Source organism: Acinetobacter tandoii, from assembly GCF_008867985.1.
Taxonomy (GTDB): domain Bacteria; phylum Pseudomonadota; class Gammaproteobacteria; order Pseudomonadales; family Moraxellaceae; genus Acinetobacter; species Acinetobacter tandoii.
In genome coordinates this window covers 1-21427 of sequence record NZ_VXLD01000016.1, presented here as the reverse complement: position 1 = coordinate 21427, position 21427 = coordinate 1, and the positions used below count along the sequence as shown (strand labels likewise).

Annotated in this window: 17 protein-coding genes, 1 other RNA gene and 2 pseudogenes; 15 read left to right on the top strand and 5 right to left on the bottom strand. The window is 40.3% G+C overall.

Annotated elements, in window-relative coordinates:
• Window positions 1-46: 46 nt before the first annotated feature.
• A complete protein-coding gene (locus F4W09_RS15510) occupies window positions 47-424 on the bottom strand; it encodes a VOC family protein (RefSeq protein ID WP_151505320.1) in 378 nt (125 codons plus the stop codon).
• A gap of 307 nt (window positions 425-731) precedes the next feature.
• Between F4W09_RS15510 and F4W09_RS15505 the strand changes: the two genes are divergently transcribed.
• Window positions 732-1178, top strand: coding sequence for an ABZJ_00895 family protein (locus tag F4W09_RS15505; RefSeq protein WP_151505319.1), 447 nt, complete (start codon window positions 732-734; stop codon window positions 1176-1178).
• A 67-nt stretch (window positions 1179-1245) separates the two neighbouring features.
• Window positions 1246-2142, top strand: a complete 897-nt coding sequence (locus tag F4W09_RS15500) for a TIGR01777 family oxidoreductase (RefSeq protein ID WP_151505318.1) — start codon at window positions 1246-1248, stop codon at window positions 2140-2142.
• 15 nt (window positions 2143-2157) lie between these two features.
• Here the strand turns inward: F4W09_RS15500 and thiO are convergent, their stop codons facing one another.
• A complete protein-coding gene (gene thiO, locus F4W09_RS15495; protein ID WP_151505317.1) occupies window positions 2158-3276 on the bottom strand; it encodes a glycine oxidase ThiO in 1119 nt (372 codons plus the stop codon).
• Between the two features lie 16 nt (window positions 3277-3292).
• Window positions 3293-4306: a porphobilinogen synthase gene (hemB, locus tag F4W09_RS15490; protein ID WP_151505316.1), complete on the bottom strand. Its 1014-nt coding sequence runs from the start codon at window positions 4304-4306 to the stop codon at window positions 3293-3295.
• A gap of 108 nt (window positions 4307-4414) precedes the next feature.
• Between hemB and F4W09_RS15485 the strand changes: the two genes are divergently transcribed.
• From F4W09_RS15485 to F4W09_RS15475, 3 genes are all read left to right on the top strand, one after another.
• Window positions 4415-4912, top strand: coding sequence for a thioesterase family protein (locus tag F4W09_RS15485; protein WP_151505315.1), 498 nt, complete (start codon window positions 4415-4417; stop codon window positions 4910-4912).
• A 274-nt stretch (window positions 4913-5186) separates the two neighbouring features.
• Window positions 5187-6320, top strand: a complete 1134-nt coding sequence (locus F4W09_RS15480) for an HlyD family secretion protein (protein ID WP_151505331.1) — start codon at window positions 5187-5189, stop codon at window positions 6318-6320.
• A 6-nt stretch (window positions 6321-6326) separates the two neighbouring features.
• Window positions 6327-7850 (top strand): DHA2 family efflux MFS transporter permease subunit, encoded by a 1524-nt coding sequence (locus F4W09_RS15475; protein WP_151505314.1) that lies wholly within the window; start codon window positions 6327-6329, stop codon window positions 7848-7850.
• A gap of 46 nt (window positions 7851-7896) precedes the next feature.
• On the opposite strand, the gene glpK is transcribed toward F4W09_RS15475, so the two are convergent.
• Window positions 7897-9381 carry a glycerol kinase GlpK gene (gene glpK / locus F4W09_RS15470; protein ID WP_151505313.1) on the bottom strand — a complete coding sequence of 495 codons (1485 nt, stop codon included), beginning with the start codon at window positions 9379-9381 and terminating at the stop codon, window positions 7897-7899.
• Window positions 9382-9510: 129 nt separating this feature from the next.
• On the opposite strand from glpK, the gene ssrA reads away from it, so the two are divergent.
• From ssrA to F4W09_RS15425, 9 genes and pseudogenes are all read left to right on the top strand, one after another.
• Window positions 9511-9870, top strand: a transfer-messenger RNA (tmRNA) gene (gene ssrA, locus F4W09_RS15465).
• Between the two features lie 180 nt (window positions 9871-10050).
• A complete protein-coding gene (locus F4W09_RS15460; protein WP_151505312.1) occupies window positions 10051-11280 on the top strand; it encodes a tyrosine-type recombinase/integrase in 1230 nt (409 codons plus the stop codon).
• 429 nt (window positions 11281-11709) lie between these two features.
• A complete protein-coding gene (locus F4W09_RS15455) occupies window positions 11710-12438 on the top strand; it encodes a hypothetical protein (RefSeq protein WP_151505311.1) in 729 nt (242 codons plus the stop codon).
• A gap of 160 nt (window positions 12439-12598) precedes the next feature.
• Window positions 12599-12814, top strand: coding sequence for a transcriptional regulator (locus F4W09_RS15450; protein ID WP_151505310.1), 216 nt, complete (start codon window positions 12599-12601; stop codon window positions 12812-12814).
• A gap of 3 nt (window positions 12815-12817) precedes the next feature.
• Window positions 12818-13519, top strand: coding sequence for a phage antirepressor KilAC domain-containing protein (locus F4W09_RS15445; RefSeq protein WP_151505309.1), 702 nt, complete (start codon window positions 12818-12820; stop codon window positions 13517-13519).
• Between the two features lie 3 nt (window positions 13520-13522).
• Window positions 13523-13861 (top strand): hypothetical protein, encoded by a 339-nt coding sequence (locus F4W09_RS15440; RefSeq protein ID WP_151505308.1) that lies wholly within the window; start codon window positions 13523-13525, stop codon window positions 13859-13861.
• A 2-nt stretch (window positions 13862-13863) separates the two neighbouring features.
• Window positions 13864-14181 (top strand): hypothetical protein, encoded by a 318-nt coding sequence (locus F4W09_RS15435; RefSeq protein ID WP_151505307.1) that lies wholly within the window; start codon window positions 13864-13866, stop codon window positions 14179-14181.
• A pseudogene (locus F4W09_RS17505) lies at window positions 14178-16611 on the top strand (DUF927 domain-containing protein). The gene F4W09_RS15435 and the pseudogene F4W09_RS17505 overlap by 4 nt, the downstream one beginning before the upstream one ends.
• A 396-nt stretch (window positions 16612-17007) precedes the next feature.
• A complete protein-coding gene (locus F4W09_RS15425; protein ID WP_151505306.1) occupies window positions 17008-18078 on the top strand; it encodes a hypothetical protein in 1071 nt (356 codons plus the stop codon).
• On the opposite strand, the gene F4W09_RS17475 is transcribed toward F4W09_RS15425, so the two are convergent.
• Complete coding sequence (locus F4W09_RS17475) at window positions 18062-18148, bottom strand: helix-turn-helix domain-containing protein (protein WP_418655099.1); 87 nt, start codon at window positions 18146-18148, stop codon at window positions 18062-18064. The genes F4W09_RS15425 and F4W09_RS17475 overlap by 17 nt on opposite strands.
• Window positions 18149-20499: 2351 nt before the next feature.
• On the opposite strand from F4W09_RS17475, the pseudogene F4W09_RS15415 reads away from it, so the two are divergent.
• A pseudogene (locus F4W09_RS15415) lies at window positions 20500-21242 on the top strand (tyrosine-type recombinase/integrase); the annotation flags it as partial.
• Window positions 21243-21427 lie beyond the last annotated feature (185 nt).

Sequence of the window (21427 nt, the reverse complement as noted above, 5' to 3'; positions counted from 1 at the left end):
CAGATATGCTGTAGGTGATGACAATTTTAGTCGCGAAAATTATTCCTTACGCTGCATTTGGGTCGAGTTGTACCAAGCCAAAAGTGTTGTGATCTGGGTCGATGAAATAGCCTTGCCAACATTTATTTGCAATAGCGAATTTGGGCATGGCTTCTTGTCCTCCTAGCGCTAAAATTTTTGCCGCGGTTGCATCAAAATCTTCGACTTGAATGGAACAGGTAAAGGCATTGGTGCCACAATGTGTCGGAGGAATTTCCACAGGGCGCTTTAATAAACCGCCATGTATATTCGCTGTATCAATTTGATAATATTCGATGGGAAGACCTTCAACCTTGGTAAATGTCCAACCAAAGACCGCTTGGTAAAATTTAAGATCACGTGCAGGGTTTGATGATTGAATTTCAAAGTAGACCAATGGCTGCATGATCTGAGTTCCTATTTTTATTGTTCTAAAAAATAAAGACCGACGATTCGAGTGATGATGAAATCGTCGGTCAAAAAACGGTGGATACACCAAACTTTTAAGCTGCTGTTTTAAAAGTTTGACATTCACGCCAAGCTTATTGCTTTAGGTAGAAGGTCGCCGAAAATATTGTGGATGCCAGTACAAATTGACGGTTTCGAACCTTGTACTCTTAATAACGTGAACAAGTTTGAATTGGTTGACAAGAAAATGAAAAAAGATTGAAATTTTTTTTATAATGGCTTTTTGCCCCTGTTGAGCTGTATTCATGATACCACTGCGCCGCTATTTTATTTGGTTTTTTGTACTGTGCTTTCTGTTCACATGTATTTGCGGTGTTTTGGCAGCATTGATGCCAAGAGGGATGGGAGGGGTACTGACGGCGGTGCCTTATCTGGTGGCAATGATTTGGGTATTATTCAAATTCCTGAAAGAACAAAAGCGTGCCCCAACGCAGACAGAACGAAAGCATTTTACTTTGGGGTTTAGCCTGATTTTCTGGGGCTATAATTTACTGGGCTTACTCGGTGGGATTTATTTCTTCTCACGCAGTAATCCAACCATTTGGCAAGATCTTTTGCTGTATTTGCAACAACCGCAATTTATGGCAGTGGTGTTGATTATGTTTTTGTTAATTGCCATTCCACTATATTTGCTCACCTATTGGTTTTATGGTGCCCAAGCACAACGTATGGCAAACAAAATGTTGGGTTAATGCATATAAACTTGTATTTATTGTCTATCTCATTTATAGATAAAACATCTAGCCAAGAGATTGTTTTATGTACAAACCTGTGGTGTTGATTACGGGAGCTTCAGGGTTTATTGGTTCCCATTTGTTGCCTTATTTACTGGAGCGAGATTATCAGGTGATTGGTGTTTCTCGGAAACCACAACCCAGAACCCATCCTGATTTAAGCTGGATTCAGCATTTTGATGAACTACAACTGCACTCTATTGATTATGTGATTAATCTGGCGGGTGAAAGTATTGCGCAGGGTCGATGGACTGCACAGCGCAAACAAAAACTGATTCAAAGTCGGGTCAAAACAACTCAAGCCCTCTATCAATTTTTACAACGCAGACAAATTTTCCCGAAATGTATTTTGTCGGGTTCTGCGGTGGGATACTACGGTATTGATGCTTCGGAGCAATGGCAGCAAGTTTGTACAGAAGAATCACCTGCTCAAGACATTTTTATGTCGCAACTTTGCCAACAGTGGGAACAGGCAGCTCGTGCAGATACGACGCAGTACACTAAAATTATGCGGCTTGGTGTGGTTTTTGGGCGTGGTGGCGGCATATTGCCGCAGATGTTGTTTCCAATTAAATGGAATTTGGTCGGACGTATAGGGCATGGGCGGCAGCCTGTGGTCTGGGTACACATTCAGGATGTACTACGTGCGATGGAGTTTATTCTGACCCATGAGACTGAACAGAAAGTCTTTAATGTGGTTGCACCAGAAAAAGTCACACAGAGTCAATTTGTGAATATTGCAGCACTTAGTTTAAAACGACATCCGTTGTTAAGTATGCCAGCTTGGGTTTTTAAAAGCCTATTGGGGGAGCAATCACAATTGATTTTAAATGGTCAATTCGTGCAATCTAAAGCCCTTCAGCAAGCAGGGTTTGAGTTCAAGTTTCCGACTTTAAAAGAAGCATTAAATGATTTGCTTTGATGTGGAGCAGTGTTTTTAACTGGTCATTATTTCTGGTTTAAGCAATTGTTCTGGACTGTAAATAGTCGAATCTACAGATGTAGGTTGCTTCAAGATAAGCTGACGTAGCAGTTGTGCCGATGCAGGTCCCATACATAAACCGTTTCTAAAATGTCCCAGATTGACCCAGACATTATGCAGATGAGGTAGTTGGCCAATATAAGGAATACCTTCGGGTGAACTAGGACGTAAGCCAGCCCAATTTTGCACTACAGGGAATTGGGTTAACTCAGGCACCATTTCATAAGCAGCTTCTAAAATATTCTGTTGAGTCTGCTTGGTGGTTTTAGCATTAAACCCACACTCTTGCATGCTAGAACCACAGACAATATGACCATCCATCCGTGGAATGAGATACATCACCCGATTCATACACATGGTTGGTAACCAGTGGGCAGGGGTTTTAATGAGTGCCATTTGCCCTTGTACTGGGCGAATGGGTAGTTCCAAGCCCAGTTGTGCTGACCATAAACCAGACCAAGCACCTGTTGTTAGCACGAATTGATCGGCATAAACTTTCTGTCCAGTTTCAGTTTCTACATATTCAATTTTGTCCTGCTGAATATGAAATTTCTGAATAGGCATTTGATCGAAAAATTGAACCTTCGGATGCTGTTCTAAATAATTTCGCAGGGATTGTAATAGTCGAGGATTGCGTACGTTGGCGATTTCTGGAAAGTAAATCGCATGTTGAAACTGCTCGGAAAGATGCGGATTGACCTGATCTAGTTGTTCCCGCTGCAAGTATTCGCAGTGCTGCATGGGGTCTTGGAATTGAGTTTTATAATTTAAACCAACTTCAAAATCGGTTTCGTCCAAAATTAACATCCCTGTTTCATGAATTTCGAAATCTATGCCTGTGACGGGCTGCAATTTTTCATTCCATGTTTGGTACAGGGCTTTACCATGTTGTGCCAAGAGGTTGACAGCACGTGGATAGCGCCAAGGGTACATTGGAGAAAGAATACCGCCACCCGCCCATGAGGCTTGCCCTGCATAGGTTTGGTTATAAATATTGACCTGACAACCTTGTTCGGCCAATTCTAAAGCTGATAGTAGACCACTAATGCCAGCACCAATAATGACGATATTCATAAAAATTTGAGATGAATTAGTTCATGGCTTTAAGTTTAAGCGCTGCTTCTTCCGCGAAGTAGGTCCAAATCCCATCTGCACCCGCACGACGACAGCTCATCAAGGATTCAATAATGACTTGATCGGATAACCAGCCATTTTGAATGGCACCCGCTAACATCGCGTATTCACCACTGACTTGATAAACAAAAGTTGGAATACCAAAGGTATCTTTGACTTCACGCACGATGTCTAGGTACGGCATTCCTGGTTTAACAATCACCATGTCTGCACCTTCCTGAATATCCAGTGCAATTTCATGTAAGGCTTCAGCACGGTTACCAACATCCATTTGGTAATTGTATTTATTGCCACCTTTTAGGTTACTTGCAGACCCAACCGCATCACGGAATGGACCATAGAAGCTCGATGCATATTTCGCCGAATATGCCATGATATTGGTATAGATATGTCCATTGGCCTCTAAGGCATGGCGAATTGCACCAATACGACCATCCATCATGTCACTCGGTGCAACCACATCTGCGCCTGCTTCTGCATGACTCAAAGCTTGTTTAATCAGGCATTCAACGGTTTCATCATTGAGCACAAAACCAGTGTCATCAATAATGCCATCTTGACCGTGGATGGTATAAGGATCCAGCGCACCATCGGTAATGAGCACCATTTCAGGCAGTTCTTTTTTAAGTAAGCGAACGGTATTTTGCACTAAACCATCGTCGCGCCATGCTGCTTCAGCAGTTAAACTTTTATCTTCTTGTGGCGTAACAGGGAACAGTGCCAATTTAGACACACCAAGTTCTAATAACGTTTCCGCTTTTTTTAATAATAGATCAGCAGAAAGGCGCTGAATCTTCGGCATACTTGGAATATCTTGGGTTTGGTTTTGACCTGGCAGTACAAATACAGGATAAATCAAGTGATCAGTCGTGAGTTGAGTTTCCCGAACCATGGCACGTAATTGGTCATTCTTTCGAATACGACGCATACGGGTGGCAGGAAATGCTGGACGATTGAACGTATAAGTCATAACAATCTCACTGATCAGTATTAAACTAGGCAGTATTGTAGACCCATCACACAGCTTTAGGGGCAAAATGCGGTCGTTTTTTCAAAATTTTAGGTGTTTGAGTAATTTATGAGCGATATGGAAAAGAAATGGACGGGAGGAATCCACTTGGGTTCGAAAGTCGATATTGATGTGGTATTGCAACAATTATGTCATGCCTTTAATAGTTCGCCATTTTTCTCCCATAATGGCATGACGATGCGTGTGGTTGATCAGCAGATTGAAGGCTATATTGAAATGCAGCCCTACATGATTGGAAATGTTGCTTTTCAAATTCTACATGGTGGCGTTGCCGCAACAATTCTAGACAGTGTAGGTGGAATCGTGGCAATGGGCGAGCTGTATAAACGCACTGAGCCTGAACAATTGCCTGACACTATTAAGAAAGTGACGCGACTGGCAACGGTGGACATGCGAGTCGATTATTTAGCTCCTGGACGTGGCAAATTCTTTGTTGCCCATGCAGAAACCTTACGCTTAGGACGTAAAGGTTGCACCATGCGTATGACTTTGGTAAATGATGAAGATAAACCAATTGCGACTGCGATTGCATCTTATGCGTTCTAAAGTAGTTGAAAAGTAAATTATTTTATTTGAAATTTTCTCTCAAAATAAGTTTTAAGCTGTCAAGATAAGGGCAGCTTGAATCAATTAATAAACCGATCAGTCTAAAAAATCATTTCTCAAATGATGAGTTTTTTATTTAAAATTCCTAGCCAAATTTATATTAAAGAAATGACTTTCTCATCGACACGAATCTTCGGTTTTTAAAAATAAGTAAAAAACTGTTTGAGTTGTGGATTTTGTGGTGACCAAGTCTGTCTGGCTGAAGGAAGAAATGATGACAGAAGCTTCAACTACTCCACCACAATCGAATGCCGCAAATATGCAAGCTAAACGTAAAAAGTCCTTTGCGATATTTGGAGCAATACTGGCGATTATTGCCGTGGTTTATGCAGTTTGGGCATTATTTTTAAACCATTTTGTCAGTACAGACAATGCCTATGTTGGTGCAGAAACGGCTTCAATTACCTCAATGGTGAATGGTCAAGTACAACAAGTTTTGGTTAAAGATACACAAACGGTTAAACAAGGTGATGTGCTGGTTCAAATTGATGATCGCGATGCCAAAATTGCAGTTGCCGCAGCACAGGCAGAACTCACCAAAGCCAAGCGTCAATACAAGCAAACGCGTGCCAACAGTAGTGCATTGAATTCACAAGTCTTTGTGAGTGATGATGGTATTCACAGCGCTGAGGCACAGGTGCAAAAGGCACAAGTGGATTTAGGCAAGGCGGAAAAAGAATTATTGCGTCGTCAACAACTCAGTGCTTCAGGTGCTATTTCAAAAGAAGAATTAAGTACGGCGCAAATTGCAGTGGAAAATGCCAAAGCAGGTTTAGCGGTTTCGCAAGCATCTTTGGCCCAAGCAAAATCAAATCAAAAAGCGGCACAAAGTACTTTGGCTGCGAACGATGCCTTGATTCAGGACAGTAATGAGAACTCAACGCCTGATGTATTGATTGCTGAAACCAAATTAAAACAAGCGCTTCTGGATTTAGAGCGTACCCAGATTAAAGCACCGCTTGATGGGGTAGTGACACGCCGAAATATTCAAGTAGGTCAACGTGTTGCACCTGGCACTGTGATGATGATGGTCGTACCAGTGTCACAACTCTATGTCGATGCAAACTTCAAAGAAAGCCAGTTAGAAAAAGTTCGTGCAGGGCAAAAAGTCAGTTTAGTTTCTGACCTGTATGGGGATACTGTTGAGTTTCACGGTACGGTTCAGGGATTCTCTGGAGGAACGGGTGCTGCTTTTGCCCTCATTCCTGCGCAAAATGCGACGGGTAACTGGATTAAAGTGGTACAGCGATTACCTGTTCGAATTACCCTTGATCCACAAGAGTTGGCGAAACATCCGCTACGTGTTGGACTTTCAATGGAAGCCAAAATCGATTTACGTTCGAAGTAATCGCTCATGAACCAGTATCGTCCTTTTGGAGATTTACAAGGTAGCCGCTTAATGCTCGCTGCCTTTGTACTGGCATTGGCGAACTTTATGGTGGTGCTCGACATGACCATCGCCAATGTCTCAGTTCCGCATATTACTGGGAGTTTGGCCGTTTCAAGCTCGCAGGGTACTTGGGTAATTACCTCTTATGCAGTTGCTGAAGCAATCTGTGTGCCTTTGACAGGTTGGTTGGCAGGGCGTTTTGGAACAGTACGATTATTTGTGATTAGCCTAATTGGCTTCACCACTTTTTCGGTTTTGTGTGGATTATCCACCAGTTTAGAAATGTTGGTGTTTTGTCGTATAGGACAGGGTTTGTTTGGTGGTCCGATTATGCCGCTCAGTCAAACCTTGCTCATGCGTATTTTCCCACCTGAAAAACAATCGCAAGCGATGGGCATGTGGGCCATGACCACGGTTGTTGGTCCCATTTTAGGTCCAATTCTGGGCGGTTCAATTAGTGATAATTGGTCGTGGCACTGGATTTTCTTTATCAATATTCCTGTCGGCATTATTTGTGCCTTAGCGGCAATACGTTTATTAAAGCCTGCAGAAACAGATAAATTTCGCTTACCAATTGATGCGATAGGTTTAGGTTTATTGGTGCTCTGGATTGGAGCTTTACAGCTCATGCTCGATTTGGGGCATGAAAATGACTGGTTTAACAGTACCTTTATTTGCTTCCTTGCGGTCATCACGGTCATTGGTTTAATTGCATTTATCATTTGGGAACTGACTGAGCAGCACCCGATTGTGAATATTGCAATTTTCCGTTATCGCGGCTTTAGCATCTCAGTGTTATCTCTAGCTTTTGCATTTGGTGGCTTTTTTGCCAGTATTGTTTTAATTCCGCAGTGGGTTCAGGTCAACTTGGGCTACACTGCGACATGGGCGGGTTATCTGACTGCCACCATGGGCTTTGGTAGTTTGACCATGTCACCAATTGTGGCAAAACTGGCAAACAAGCATGATCCTCGTGCTTTGGCCAGTTTTGGCTTGCTGCTGATGGGGATTGTAACTTTGATGCGTGCCTTTTGGGTAACCGATGCTGACTTTATGACTTTGGCAATGCCACAGATCTTGCAGGGTTTTGCTGTACCATTCTTTTTCATCCCCTTGTCCAATATTGCACTTGGTTCCGTGATGACCTCTGAAATGGCCTCGGCGGCAGGCTTAATGAATTTCTTAAGAACTATGGCAGGGGCTATAGGAGCTTCCATTGCCGTGACCATTTGGGATGACCATGCCAAAGTAGCACGTACTGAAATGGTCGCAAATTTGCACACCAGTGAAGTCCAAAATACTTTAGTGCAAAATGGTATGACTAATGAAACGGCTTTGGGTGTGATTTCCAACTTGGTCGATAAAGAAGCCATGACCATGTCGGTCGATCATGTTTTCTTTATCTTAACCTTGGTGTTTATTGTGGCAAGTTTATTGATTTGGCTTGCTCCAAAACCGAAAACTAAAGTCACAGGACCGAGCCATTAAGGTTTAGCCCGAGCACCGCAATAGAATATTCGCGGTGCTCATATCTCTAAATTTCAGATTTAGCGCGTTTTAAAGCCGTACGCCATTGGTGCAGATGTTTCTGACGTTGATCTTCCGACATTTTAGGCTCGAACATTCGATCTAATTGCCAAGATGCAGCAACCTCAGAAACATTAGAAAAAATCCCCATCTTCAATCCTGCCATTGCAGCCGCCCCCCATGCGGTAGATTCCAGCATTTTGGGGCGCAGTACTGGTACATTCAGCATGTCGGCTTGAAATTGCATCAACATGTCATTTTGACTGGCACCACCATCAACCCTTAACTCTTTGAGTGGTTGGCTAATATCTGCTTGCATTGCACTCAGAACATCTGAAACCTGAAAGGCAATTGACTCTAATGCAGCTCGGGCAATATGTGCCTTTGAGGTTCCTCGTGACATGCCACAGAGTAATGCACGCGCATTACTGTCCCAATGAGGTGCACCTAAGCCTGTAAATGCAGGAACCAAAACCACGCCGTCAGAATCTTGTACTTGGCAGGCCAGCTTTTCAACTTCTGAACTGTGCTGAATAATCCCGAGTCCATCTCTGAGCCATTGCACAATCGCACCGGCCATAAATACACTACCTTCCAGTGCAAAGGTATTTTGTTGGTGACATTGCCAAGCCAGTGTGGTGAGCAATTGATTTTGGCTATATTGAATTTGGTTACCTGTATTAAACAGCATGAAGCAACCTGTACCATAGGTATTCTTCGCGGTGCCTGCCTCAAAACAAGATTGTCCGAATAGAGCAGATTGTTGATCGCCCAGAATTCCTGCAATTGGAATTTCTGCACCCAATAATCCTGAGGCGGTATTGGCAATGTACCGATCTGACGAAATGATGATTGGAAGCACAGAAGCGGGGATGTTGAATAATTCTAATAATTCTTCATCCCATTGTTGGCTTGCTAAATTCATGAGCATGGTACGCGAGGCATTACTGGCTTCAATGACATGTTCAGCGCCACGTGTCAGATTCCAAACCAGCCAACTATCAATCGTGCCAAAAGCAACATGTCCTTGATTTGCCAGAGTTCTTAAACCTTGGACATTTTCAAGTAACCAAACCAGTTTGCCTGCACTAAAATACGGATCAATCCTTAAACCTGTTTTTTTGTGAATAGTAGCTAATAAGTTGCGTTTAGTGAGTTGATCACACCATTCTGTTGCACGACGGTCTTGCCAAACAATGGCAGGCGCAAGTGGAATACCACTGCGTTTGTCCCACACAACCGTTGTTTCACGTTGGTTGGTTACCCCAATGGCTTTAATATCTTTTGCTAAGAGATTTGCAGAGGCAATGGCTTGTTGCACGACGGCAATTTGGGTACTCCAAATTTCTTGGGCATCTTGTTCGACCCAACCTGAATGAGGAGTACGAATTTGAGTTTCATGTTGAGCTGTTGCGTAGATTTTTCCCTGTTCATCAAAAATAATGGCCCTACTTGAGGTTGTTCCTTGATCAAGTGCAAGTAAATAGCTCATGTTTTTATTTTTTAACTCTTGAAATATGAAAGATTACCGCAATAATGTAATAGAACGCAGTCACTCCTGTAAATACTGTGAAATTACCTCGTAATTTTCGATATTTATGTTATGATTGTGGTGTACTTTGGGGGTGTTTCTGGCTTCGACGCTGGTGATGAAACTCATAGATGCATGCCGAGAGCGCATTTTCTCTCGTAAATAAAATTTGCATTTTAATAGTCGCAAACGACGAATCATACGCTCTAGCTGCCTAAGGGCAGCTTGTCCGCCTCTCCGAATACTTGTGGTTAGAGAGTCCGACTGAAGCGCACGCACACAAGTCCGTATGAAATCAAGCCTTGGGGTTTCGTACTAAATTAAAAGGATCGCGATTTGTACCCTGTTCGTCGGGTCACAAAGAGTTAAAACAGTAGACGATATCTAAGCATGTAGTATTCTCGAGTGTAGTGCTGGCGGACGCGGGTTCAACTCCCGCCACCTCCACCAAATTCCTAACAAAACATACCCAAATATGTTTTAAATAGTAGATGAAAGGCTTGATTCTAAAGGGATCAAGCCTTTTTTCTTGCCTGAATATACCCAAACATAACTAGCTGTAGTGTACATACGCCGTGTACACTGTCATGTACATTGCAATATTTATTGAACTCGCTGGTGTACAAGCTCATGAAAAGAACAGATATCAAACGCCGTCCTTTGTCAGATACCGTACTCGCTAACCTTGAGCCTGAATTAAAAGAATATCGGGAGTTAGACGGCGATGGCTTATATTTCCGTGTAAAGCCTGATGGTAAGAAAGCATGGCTATTCAGGTATAAAAAGGCGGATGGCAAGTGGTCGTGGCTTGGTATCGGCACTTATCCTGAATTGTCTGGTAAAGGTGCGAGAAAGAAAGCATCCGAGATAATTCTAGATATATCCCACGGCGATAATCCAATCATTACCAAGCAGGAACGCAAACGCCAAGAGCTGGACCACAATAATGCTACCTTTGAGGTACTGGCACGTGAGTGGTTAGAAACCAAAGTAAATACATGGGTTCCTGACACCATGACCAGAAATAAGGGAGCATTAGAAAAGCATGTATTTCCTGTTTTTGGTAAACGCTTGTACACCAGCATAAAACCTATCGAGTGGATGAATCATTTAAAAGGTATTCAGCAGAGGCAGGGTATCTATGAACAGGTAAGCCGAGTTCGGGCCATGTGCCGTGATATTTATGATTATGCAAAGGTAACAGGGCGAATTGATTACAACCCATTAGAGGGCATTCAGAAGTATCTACAGCAGGGCAAAAAAGAGAATATGGCCCATGTGAGTGAGGCTGAGTTACCAACCTTAATTCGAGCTATTAATAATTACCCGACTATGGATGTCCGTATGGGCTTACAGCTTTTGGCAATGTTGTTCTGCCGTCCTACTGAGCTACGGGGCGCTAAATGGACTGAGTTCGACCTAGAACAAGGTTTATGGAATATCCCTGAGGAACGCATGAAGAAACGCCGTGAGCATGTTGTGCCTTTACCTAAGCAAGCCATTGCCATACTCAATGAATTAAAAACCTATGAAACCAATTCTGAGTATTTATTCCCAAGTAGATCTGATAAGAGTAAGCCTAAGTCAGATACAGTTTTTATCATGGCTTTGCGCCGTATGGGATATGAGGGCAGACAGACACCACATGGATTTAGGCATATTGCCAGTACCTTATTAAACAACCGTGGTTTTGATGAGCGTCATATTGAATCTGCTTTGGCCCATGTTAAGGACGGCGTAGCAGGGGTATATAACAAAGCCCAATATTTAGATGACAGGGCAAACATGATGCAGTGGTATGCCAATTATTTAGAAGAAATAGCAGATCAAAGCATCATTCAATTTAAAAAGACTAAGTGACATCACAGGCTATTCAATCTGTATTTTATATATTCCCTACAGAAGCGTGGCTTAATGGCTTAATCACCTTGTAAGCCTTGCTATCACAGGGATTTCATTAAGCACTGCCGTATTTTATGCACTGGCATAGTGGCTTAATGGATATATTTTATATTTCCCTAGAAATGCTGCGTTTTTGCGATTTGGTTTTGTATGTCTTGATATATAAGACTTTGGGCTTCGCAAAGCCTTTACGATTCAATTGCGATAGACTGCGATTCGTATATTTTATTGCGACATACCTTGTCACTCCACTTACCCAATCATACACAATTATATATAAATATCGTTTATATTCAGTTTGCTAAGTCTAGTCTGACGGGGCGAAAGTCGAACACCCATCCGATTGGCTTAGCAGTTTATTGGGGAGCTGTGGGAGGCTGAATTAAAATGGCGACATTACAAGAGCTATATAAATTTAAAGGTAATCCAGACCTTACACACTGGAAAACAGTAAAAATATTTTCATTGGTTGAGGCGAGTCTTTTAACAGTCGGTATTGATCCTCTTGAATACTCCCATCTATCAGATTACCAGCTCAAGGATGAGTTAAGAACAAAAAGACCGATAAATTGGCAACATGCTATATTGCTTATGAGGTCGCTTTCAGAGGCTATTTGCACTCATGAAATTAAATCACCTTTTATTAATCTTGAAAAATCCGATTATAGTAATACTTGGGATATCGTAGAAGAACAAGCAAAAATAGGCATTGAAAATGCAAGTGAAATTATACTGACAAGTACGAAAATACATAGAGATGAATTATTTAAATGGCTAAAAAAGAATGACTACTTTGAGCACCCAGTGCAGACGATTGTTGAGCTTGATCCAGTAGAAAAAATTGGAAGTAGTATCGCCAATGATAAAGAAGTATTACTTCTACCTGAGCCAACATACACTACACCAGCTTTGGAGGTTGTTCAATTAGTTATAAGGGAGTTCTGGGAGGAGTATGATCCAGATGCAGGCTCTCCACCACCAAAGCAAGAATTTGTAAAACAATGGATTGCAGATAATCATCCTCAAATTGAATCAGATGCCTTGAGAAAAGCTATAGATCAAATCTGCCGTCACCCCATCGCAAAATCAGGAGGGAATAAGAAAATCACTCCATAGATTCTCTTAAAGGGATTACCCAAATAAAACAATAAAAATCATAACTTTATTTTGGGGTAATGGCAGATTTTTTATATTGCCATCACCCCTTTGATGCTTCCTGACCCCAATATATATTTGTTTTTATGCCCTAACAGTATTTAGCCATGTAGGTGCATAAGTGACTATCAAACCAATTCGTGTCCAATTCAAAACGGCGTGTGAGTTATTAGATGTAAGCCGTGAATCATTGCGTCATATCGTGCGTACCGATGCTACGTTCCCAAGACCAATTAAGACAGGAGAAAGTAAGCAAGCCTCAGTCTACTTTGACTATGCCCAGCTTGTTGAATGGCATAACAAGAAAATGCAAAGCCTTGCGGTAATGGAGGCTTAATTCATGAATCAATTTGTATCTTTTCCAAGTATCAAAATGGATCATTTAGAAATTGCCAATTTGGTCCACAAACGTCCTGATAATGTTAAGCGAACTATTGAGAGCCTTGTCGATGCAAATATTATTGCCCATCCTCAAATTGAGGATGGGATTAAATCGGCAAATGGAGTAATACCTAAGGTCTATGTCTTTTTGGGTGAAAAAGGCAAGCGAGATAGTATTGTCGTTGTAGCTCAGCTATGCCCAGAATTTACAGCTCGCTTGGTAGACCGTTGGCAAGAACTGGAATACCGGTCCAAACAGCACAATGTAGACATTAACAATCCTCACGCACTACGCAAGGCATTACTTGAATACACAGAACAGGTTATCGAGTTAGAGCATAAAAATACTGGCTTGGAAAAATCCATAAAGGTAATAACTCAAACCAATCACGGCGTTAAATTCCAACAGGCTTGCAAGCTTCTCAATATTAAGCGTTCTGTGTTAGCTGATTGGCTCAGTAAACATGGTTGGGATAGACGACTTAACAATGCACGCGCATCTACCCACTATAGCCAAGAACGTGGGTACTGTGAGACTAAGTATGAAGAGCGTACAAGAATCAAAGCCAATGGTGAGCTAGGAAGCTATAGCCAAATTGAATTTTTTATTCTGCCTAAAGGAATGGAAGTTTTAGCTAAACATTTCGGAATAAGGGGCTAAAGCATGAAAGAGCTCTCTATCAACCTTCTAAAGCTTCTCTTCATCTGGACCATTGCTGTTTTTCTTGTTGCAAGCTGTGGACGTTCCGCTTATGCTAGTTCCGTTCATCAAAAAGCAGATGAATTAGCTTTGGTCGGCTATAACAATGAAGGCGTACAGTCCGCTTATAGGACTTTTTTTGTGCGTAATATCTCTATGCATCTGCATGTTATGGCGGGGCTGGAGAGGGACACCTTCGGGTGTGCTGGTTTCCTTCGTTACCAGTCGACCAACCCTTTCTGGTCCTGCCACCCTCATTTGGTCGTGAATGGCAAGACTCCTACAAATGAAGGAGTGCATTAATCATGCCTAACTCAAATCAAAAATCGAAACCAATTAATAACGATTATTTCCCATCTCTAAGCTGTACCAGCGCATTTTTTACACCACATAAAGATGCAAACCATCTCAATGCTCAAGATGTTATTCATTGCCTTGTTGGAAGTGCTAAAGACATTTCAATCGTTACTTTCAACTGTTTTGAAAATGGTAAGGAATTAACCATTAATGGTGAAATTGTTGCAAACCTGATTTTTGAAATCCAAACCAAATTAGAAATGATTGAGAAGATATTGCCTTTGGCTTTTGAATGGCAAAAAAGTGAAAAAGGTGGTGCCAAATGAATAACACCACCTCCATCAAACCCGACACCATCTTAGCAAATTGCACATTACTTAATCCACTGGATGATACTTATATCAATCATCCAGTCATTCAGCGTTTTGGCAGCTCTTTACAGCCGATCTATGTGGACCAGTGCCATGTAGATATCAACGGCGTGAGCTATGACAATCCTTTAATTCTGCCTATCTACGATGGGCAATTAGCTCTTGTTCAATGTGCAGTGCTACAGGACAAACAGCAGATTCAAGTTATCCCTAATGGACTGGCCAAAGGCTTTGCTATGTTGGGTGAGTTACACCAGGATAAACCTGCCATCATTACCTACAGCCTTGAGGCATTCTTTAAAATAGCCCAAACAGGTCACGCCGTGATACTGGTGGTATTACCGACCTTATGTCATACCAAGCAAAACGAGCTTAAGCCTTTTGATTTTGAGCAGATTCAATTTGTCATCAATCAATTATCAAAGGCTGGTTATCAGCAGCTCTATCTACCAGTACGACCTGAATATATCCAACTCGATGCTTTCCAAAAGCTTGAACAAAACACGGTGGTGCGTTTGCTCAATCAATATCAGAAAATTGGTGAGAGCGAATTTTTAACTGAATTGGGCAGGGCTGATGACATCGAGGAGGTGAAAGCCTTTATCAGTGAGGCGATTGGTTTATTACCTCAAAAAGACCTATTACCTAAAGGACACTTGGCAAATCCGTACCGTTATGGTGATGGTCATTTTCATGTACTTGAAAGCGGTGTGTTCTACATTGAAACCGATAAAAACGGTAATGAGCATAAACGCTTTGTTTGTAGTCCTATTTTAGTCAAAGCCAAGACACGTGATAAGACCTCTAATGACTGGGGGCGTTTATTAGTATGGACTGATGACGCCAATATAAAACACCGATGGGCTGTATCTATGGAGCTATTTCAAGGTGATGGCGTGGACTTGCGAAAGGCATTGGCTCATCAAGGTGTAACGATTGCTCCCGATCGAAAAGCGCGTGAATTATTCCAGTGTTATTTAATGACTTATCCGGTGGCCACATATGCACTTTGTGTTGATTCCGTTGGATGGCATGGTGATGTTTTATGTTTTGCCTCATCAAAACATAGGTGCACAGGATGCCGATGCAGTTGTCTACCAAGCAGCACATGGGCTAGATAACCGCTATCAACAGGCTGGCACATTAGAGCAGTGGAAAAATGATATTTCTGCATTGGTGCAGCCACATAGTAAATTGGTTTTTTCCCTATCTACCGCTTTTGCAGGACAATTGCTTAAACCACTTAACCAGCAAGGTAAAGGCTTTCATTTAAAAGGTGCCTCATCTAAAGGTAAGAGTACGGCGTTGTACTTGGCTTGTTCGGTATGGGGTGAACCAAGACGATTTTTCAGAACATGGAAATCAACTGGTAATGCTTTAGAACATACAGCCTATATGCACAATGACAGCTTTTTAGCATTGGATGAAATAGGAGAAATTGCGAACCCTAAAGAGCTTGGCAATATTGTTTATATGCTTGCCAATGGGTTAGGTAAAGGACGTATGAGCAAGCAATTAGCCGTTAGGGAGATTAAACAATGGATGCTTAATTTCCTATCTAATGGTGAACGCAGTCTAAAAGAAATCATGCAGGAACAAGGGCAGAAAACCAAGCTGGGGCAGGAAATTCGCTTAATCGAAATTGATGTAGATCAGTCAATGCATGGCATTTTTGATGGTATCGACTTTGAAGAAGATGGAGCAAAGCAATCTAACCTGATTAATGAACGTGTAGGACTGAATTACGGCGTTGCAGGTGTGGCATGGTTGGAATATCTCACCAGTAATAAGACCCAGCGCATAGATGAAGCTAAAGCCTTATTTGCACAGTATCAGCAACAGATTACGGCCAATCAAACACAGGGACATATTAACCGTGTAGCAAGTGCCTTTGCTTTGATTGCTACGGCTGGGGAAATGGCAACACAAGCAGGCATTACAGCATGGGAAGCTGGTACAGCATTTACGGCAGCTCAAAAGGTTTTTAATCAATGGTTGAATAACTTTGAGTATCAAGGCGACTTTGAAGAACGTGAAATATTGGCACAGGTCAAAGCATTCTTTGAGGCGCATGGTAGCAGCCGTTTTGAATCGCTTTTAGTGCGCCGTGATGCAGCCGGTGATGAAGTCCCTCAGCGTATAAATAATCGTGTGGGGTACTATGACCTTGATAGTAAACAGTATCTTGTTTCCACTGTTATGTTTAAAAGTGAAATATGTGTTGGCATGAATGAAACAAAGGTCAAGCAGCTTCTTAAAAAATATGGTTGGATTGATTGCGAGGATGGACGCTTTACCAGGCGTGTTAAATCGAATCTACCCGATGGTACTCGACCTAGCTTAATGCATTTTTCTAGTGTAGCTATGCATAGTAGCCTTGAGTAATTAGGATAATGATTAAATGGACTGTGACAGATGTGACAACTGTGACATAAGTTTTAACTTTATGTTTTTTAATAACTATATTGATTGAAAGTCTTGTCACAGCAGTATTTTTAAACTGTGACAAGTGTGACAGATGGGGATTACATGTCACACTTGTCACAATGCCATTTTATTACTGTGACATGCTTTTTATGATGCTTATATAATATAAATCAGTGTCTTATGGGGTTTGTCACACATGACACAGTTGTCACAGTAGGAAATCATAGAAATCTATAAATTGAATATATTCTTTGGGTAAATGTAGGAATGGCTTGGGAGATATCGACAACTTTAGTTTTTGTATAGAGTGCTCTTTGTATGTCCTTGCCCTTTTTAAATAAAATGAGATGAACGATGCAAAGTTTAATTATTGAGTATGATCTAGAGGAAGATTTGAATAAGTTCTATAGACTAAAATTAGAAGATTTAAAATCTTTAATAAAAAGTAGACAGATTCTCCCTAATCTTATTTTCTCGGATAAGAACTGTTATTACCAATACCATAATTTTTTAGATAAAATAATTAGCCTCCAACCTAGAAAATTTAGTTACCCTCCGACCCTGGATCTACCTGATTCTGATGATATCCAAAAAGGATTTGAAGCCTTAAAATTTGATATAGAAAAGGGTAATAATTTAAATAAATATCAATCTGATAAAATTGTTAATGCAAATTTTCAAGACTCTATGTTTGATAGGGATGATTTATTTCATTTCCATTTATCTGACGAAATCCAAACTAAAAAAAAATACAAAGGTTTCGTCAAACGTACTGATTATTTAGCAATAGCGAAGGTTACAGATAGTGAAGTAAGAATAATTGATATCGTTCCCCACACACATCAAGATGAAAAAGAGGCAATAGCAAATGGTTTGAAAGGTACTGATTTAACTTTTTGTAATATGGGATATTTTGAAAAATTAGAAGAAGATGCCCCAGAACTTCTAAATAATTTAAAAATACAAAATTCAGTCCTGGAACCTACATTTTATGAACCTATAAAAAAAGCTGTTTTAAGAAAGAAAGGCTACTTAACTTTTAATACTACTAGTAAAAACAATATGTACTTTGAAGATAGTAAAAATTTAAGAATTTCCCAAAGAAAGACTATGAATAAAAGGCTGATCGAAGAAGATATAAAGCTAATAGGTTTACAGCTTTTAAAATATATTTTAGAAAAAAACACATCTAGAATCACACTGAAATATGAAAGCATGGATGAATACCAAATCAATCGAATATTTATTTGGTGTCAGAATGCAGAGAGATTAATCATACGAGTAACAACAAAGGTAAATAGTGGAGAGAAAATAATACAGTTATCTAAATTACCTAATGCTAATGAGGTAAGACCTAACGTAAAAACAAAAAAACGGCTGTTATCTGATTTAGGCTCACTTGCACCACCTACTTATACCAATTGATCACGCTTCTTCTTGATACATTTAGTTCTTTAGAGATATTTGTATAACTGATTCCTTTAGCAAGTAGCAAGGCTTTACTTAATGTTGATAGACCTAGCCTAATGTTGATGAGAGATAGGCACCATTTATTAGCAGCATGCAAAGGACTGCTTGGTCACATTCCAACGGCGGGCAAGATTGATCTACCAAAAAGGACAGACCAAAATACTATGTACTAAAATGGATAGTACCCACAAAGATAGAGGGCATTAAATGAAAAATAGTTTTGAGGATGATGCGATTTGAAATCAGACCAAGATGATGATTGTTGGGAAAGGTTAAAGCAGAAGCACCATAACACGATATGTATAAAGACCAGTGAGGTTGGGACAACATGCCTATCGTTTTGTGGTGGGCATACTCCAGTGGCTACAGCCGATCTTTCTGATGAACTGGATTTTGTAGGTGATGACTGGGCAACGCCGTTGGAGCATGTTGTTAGGAATGACTAGCTTATAACTAAAAATAACTAACTATCGCTTACCCAAACTACTTGGACAGCCTCCTTATAACGCACCATTAAAACCAAGCTCAAACATTGTCATATCTACCTTTTCGTTACTTCTGACAAAAACCTTTTTGTCCAAGTACATCCAAGTAAATTTAGGTGGACAACTTTTATCAAAAAATATGGGTAAAAATACCTTGTAAGCCACACCCACCAATAGATACAGGTATTTTGTGAAAGTGGCATTCTGTCAACCTACGTCAACCTAAATTCACTTTAACGCACGTTGAGCGAGTATGTGACGTGCGTTAATGCACCGTGTAGTTTTGTTTTACAGCATAATTACTCAAACCGTCATCAAAGCCTTATATGGCAAGGTTAATCCAAAATTGGATTTAGCAATTCTGTAAAACTACGTAAAACAAAATGGGCAATATTTCTTGTTTGACAGCCTCTCTTTAATTTACGTTGACAGCACCTATACAAAAACACGTTAAAATCCCACTCAAAGCCTTACAGCACAATAACCTTAGTTTTTTAAATAAGTAGTGTTTGGTCAACGTACGTCAACGTAAATGCCCCGCCTTTGTATCATTACGTATCACAAGATTCCTTGCTATTTCAATTATTCCATCTAAGTACATCTAAGAAGATTTAGCTTTACAGCCCAGTTGCTAGATTCTTATGTATGCCTTATCTGCCAATGGATACAGCGTTTTATGGCTTTTAAATCCGTACAGCTACGTACAGCAAGATTCAGGATTTAGAATCCGAAATTACTCTTATTGAGCATGGTTAATTCGTATTGGTGAATACACCGTTCTGTGTCGCTACGTGTCGCAAAAAGGCTCTAAATCTTGTACGACAAGGTATCTGTATTTTGTTTGACAAGATGCCTATAAAATCATCATTAAAATATATTCAAAGCTAGGCTATACACGGGTTTTAAACCTTTTGTGTAAAGTGCGTTTTGTCATGCTACGTCATGTAAGAAAAGTCTGTTTTGTCGTACTAGGTCGTACAAAATGCCTCAATTTTAGAGATACAAGGTCGGCTTATATTTTTGCTTTACAGCCTACCTATACAAATTGGTATGCATGCCAAGCACCACAAGGGACACGGCGATATTTGAAATTCAATTTCGTAAAGCTACGTAAAGCAAGATAGATGAAAAAGAGCCTATTTCATCCAAGTACATCCAAGTAATTTTTGCTTCACAGGGGTATTCAAATTACCTTGACAAGTCACCAGTAGAAAACCCCTTAAAATGGCTTCAAAGCTATATGTGACAAGGCATATCGCTATTTGATGGTTATTTGATTTCATCAAGGTACATCAAGGAAAACGTGCTTTTAAATTTCGTCACTGGCGAAAGTTAAAAACAATTTCCCATTTTAAATGCAGTATTGGATTTAAGGTTTTATAAGGTTCTAGCCCTTTCGACTGCCCCGATAAAACACAACAAACCTGAACTACCTATTCATATAATCAAAAGAAACGCATGGGCGTGCGAGGGTTAGCATTTCAAATACTACCCATGAGCATTTTAAATGTGGTTCGGTTATATCGCCGGGGTATCAGTAGGGTATTGAATACACGAGTTGTACTCCCTGTATAGCAACCAAACTGAATGAAATAAGCCTAGCAACAGATAATTTGTACACTGTGGTGTACACTATGATTTTAAGATAAAAAATAATTATTAAATAACATGTATTTACTATTTTTGTTCAATTGACGCCACCCCACCAAAATTCAATTCAGAGAAATCCAACTGAATGTAAGAAAGCCCTTAAAATCAATGTTTAAGGGCTTTTTTATTGCCTTGTTTGTCCGATTCTGTCCAAAGCTTTTTGACCCTATTTTTGCTTTTTATGGGTCAAAATTGGGACAATTTGACCCAGAAATTAACACTTAATATTCTGGTTAAAGTTATGGCACTCACAGATACTGAATGTAAAAAGTCTCAACCAAGGGACAAACAATATCGTCTTTCAGATAGCAATGGGCTTTCGTTAAGAATTGATCCGAATGGGAACAAATATTGGAATGTTCGAATTTCAGTCCAAGGGCAGCGTAAATCTGAATCGCTAGGGAAGTACCCTGAAGTAAGTCTAAAGAAAGCCCGTGAGTTGGCTTATGAACTCAAATATAAATATTCTAAAGCTGAACAATTAGATGAGCTTAAACCATTATTTCGTGAAGTAGGTGAAGATTGGTTTGATAACCAGAAGGAAACGTGGTCGCCAAAACACATTAGTAATGTACAAGCCTCTTTAGATGAATTGTATCTTTCATTAGAAAATAAGCTTATTAATCAGATTCAAGCACCTGAAATTTTGCAGATCATAAAAAAGATTGAGGGAAGAGGCTCACTTGAAGTGGCTAAGCGTACTCTGTCTCGTTGTGGAATGGTTATGAAATATGCCATTGCTCATGGCTATCGCTACGATAATCCTGCGGGTGATTTGGTTTATGCGCTGAAAAATAAGCGTGTAAAAAATTTGGTATCGTTACAGTTTCAGAGATGCCTGAGTTTTTAGGAAAAGTCAGAGCTTACCTAAGTGATGCTCAGACACATCATGCCATCATTTTAATTATGCTGACTGGTGTTCGAGTCAGTGAGTTACTACAAGCACGTTGGGATGAATTTGATTTGGAAGGTCGTAAGTGGAATACCCGAGTTGTGACTTAAATTTGAGTGAGCTGGAGACTCTTCAAATTATAAATCTTTGTGCAACAAAGCCGTTAAATATTTATCGCATTTCATTCATAAAATCATGCATCTATAGTGTAAATAATACTGCCTAATTTCCTTTCTAGATTGTCAATTTACGTCATAAAGTGTCATAAAATTCAGCT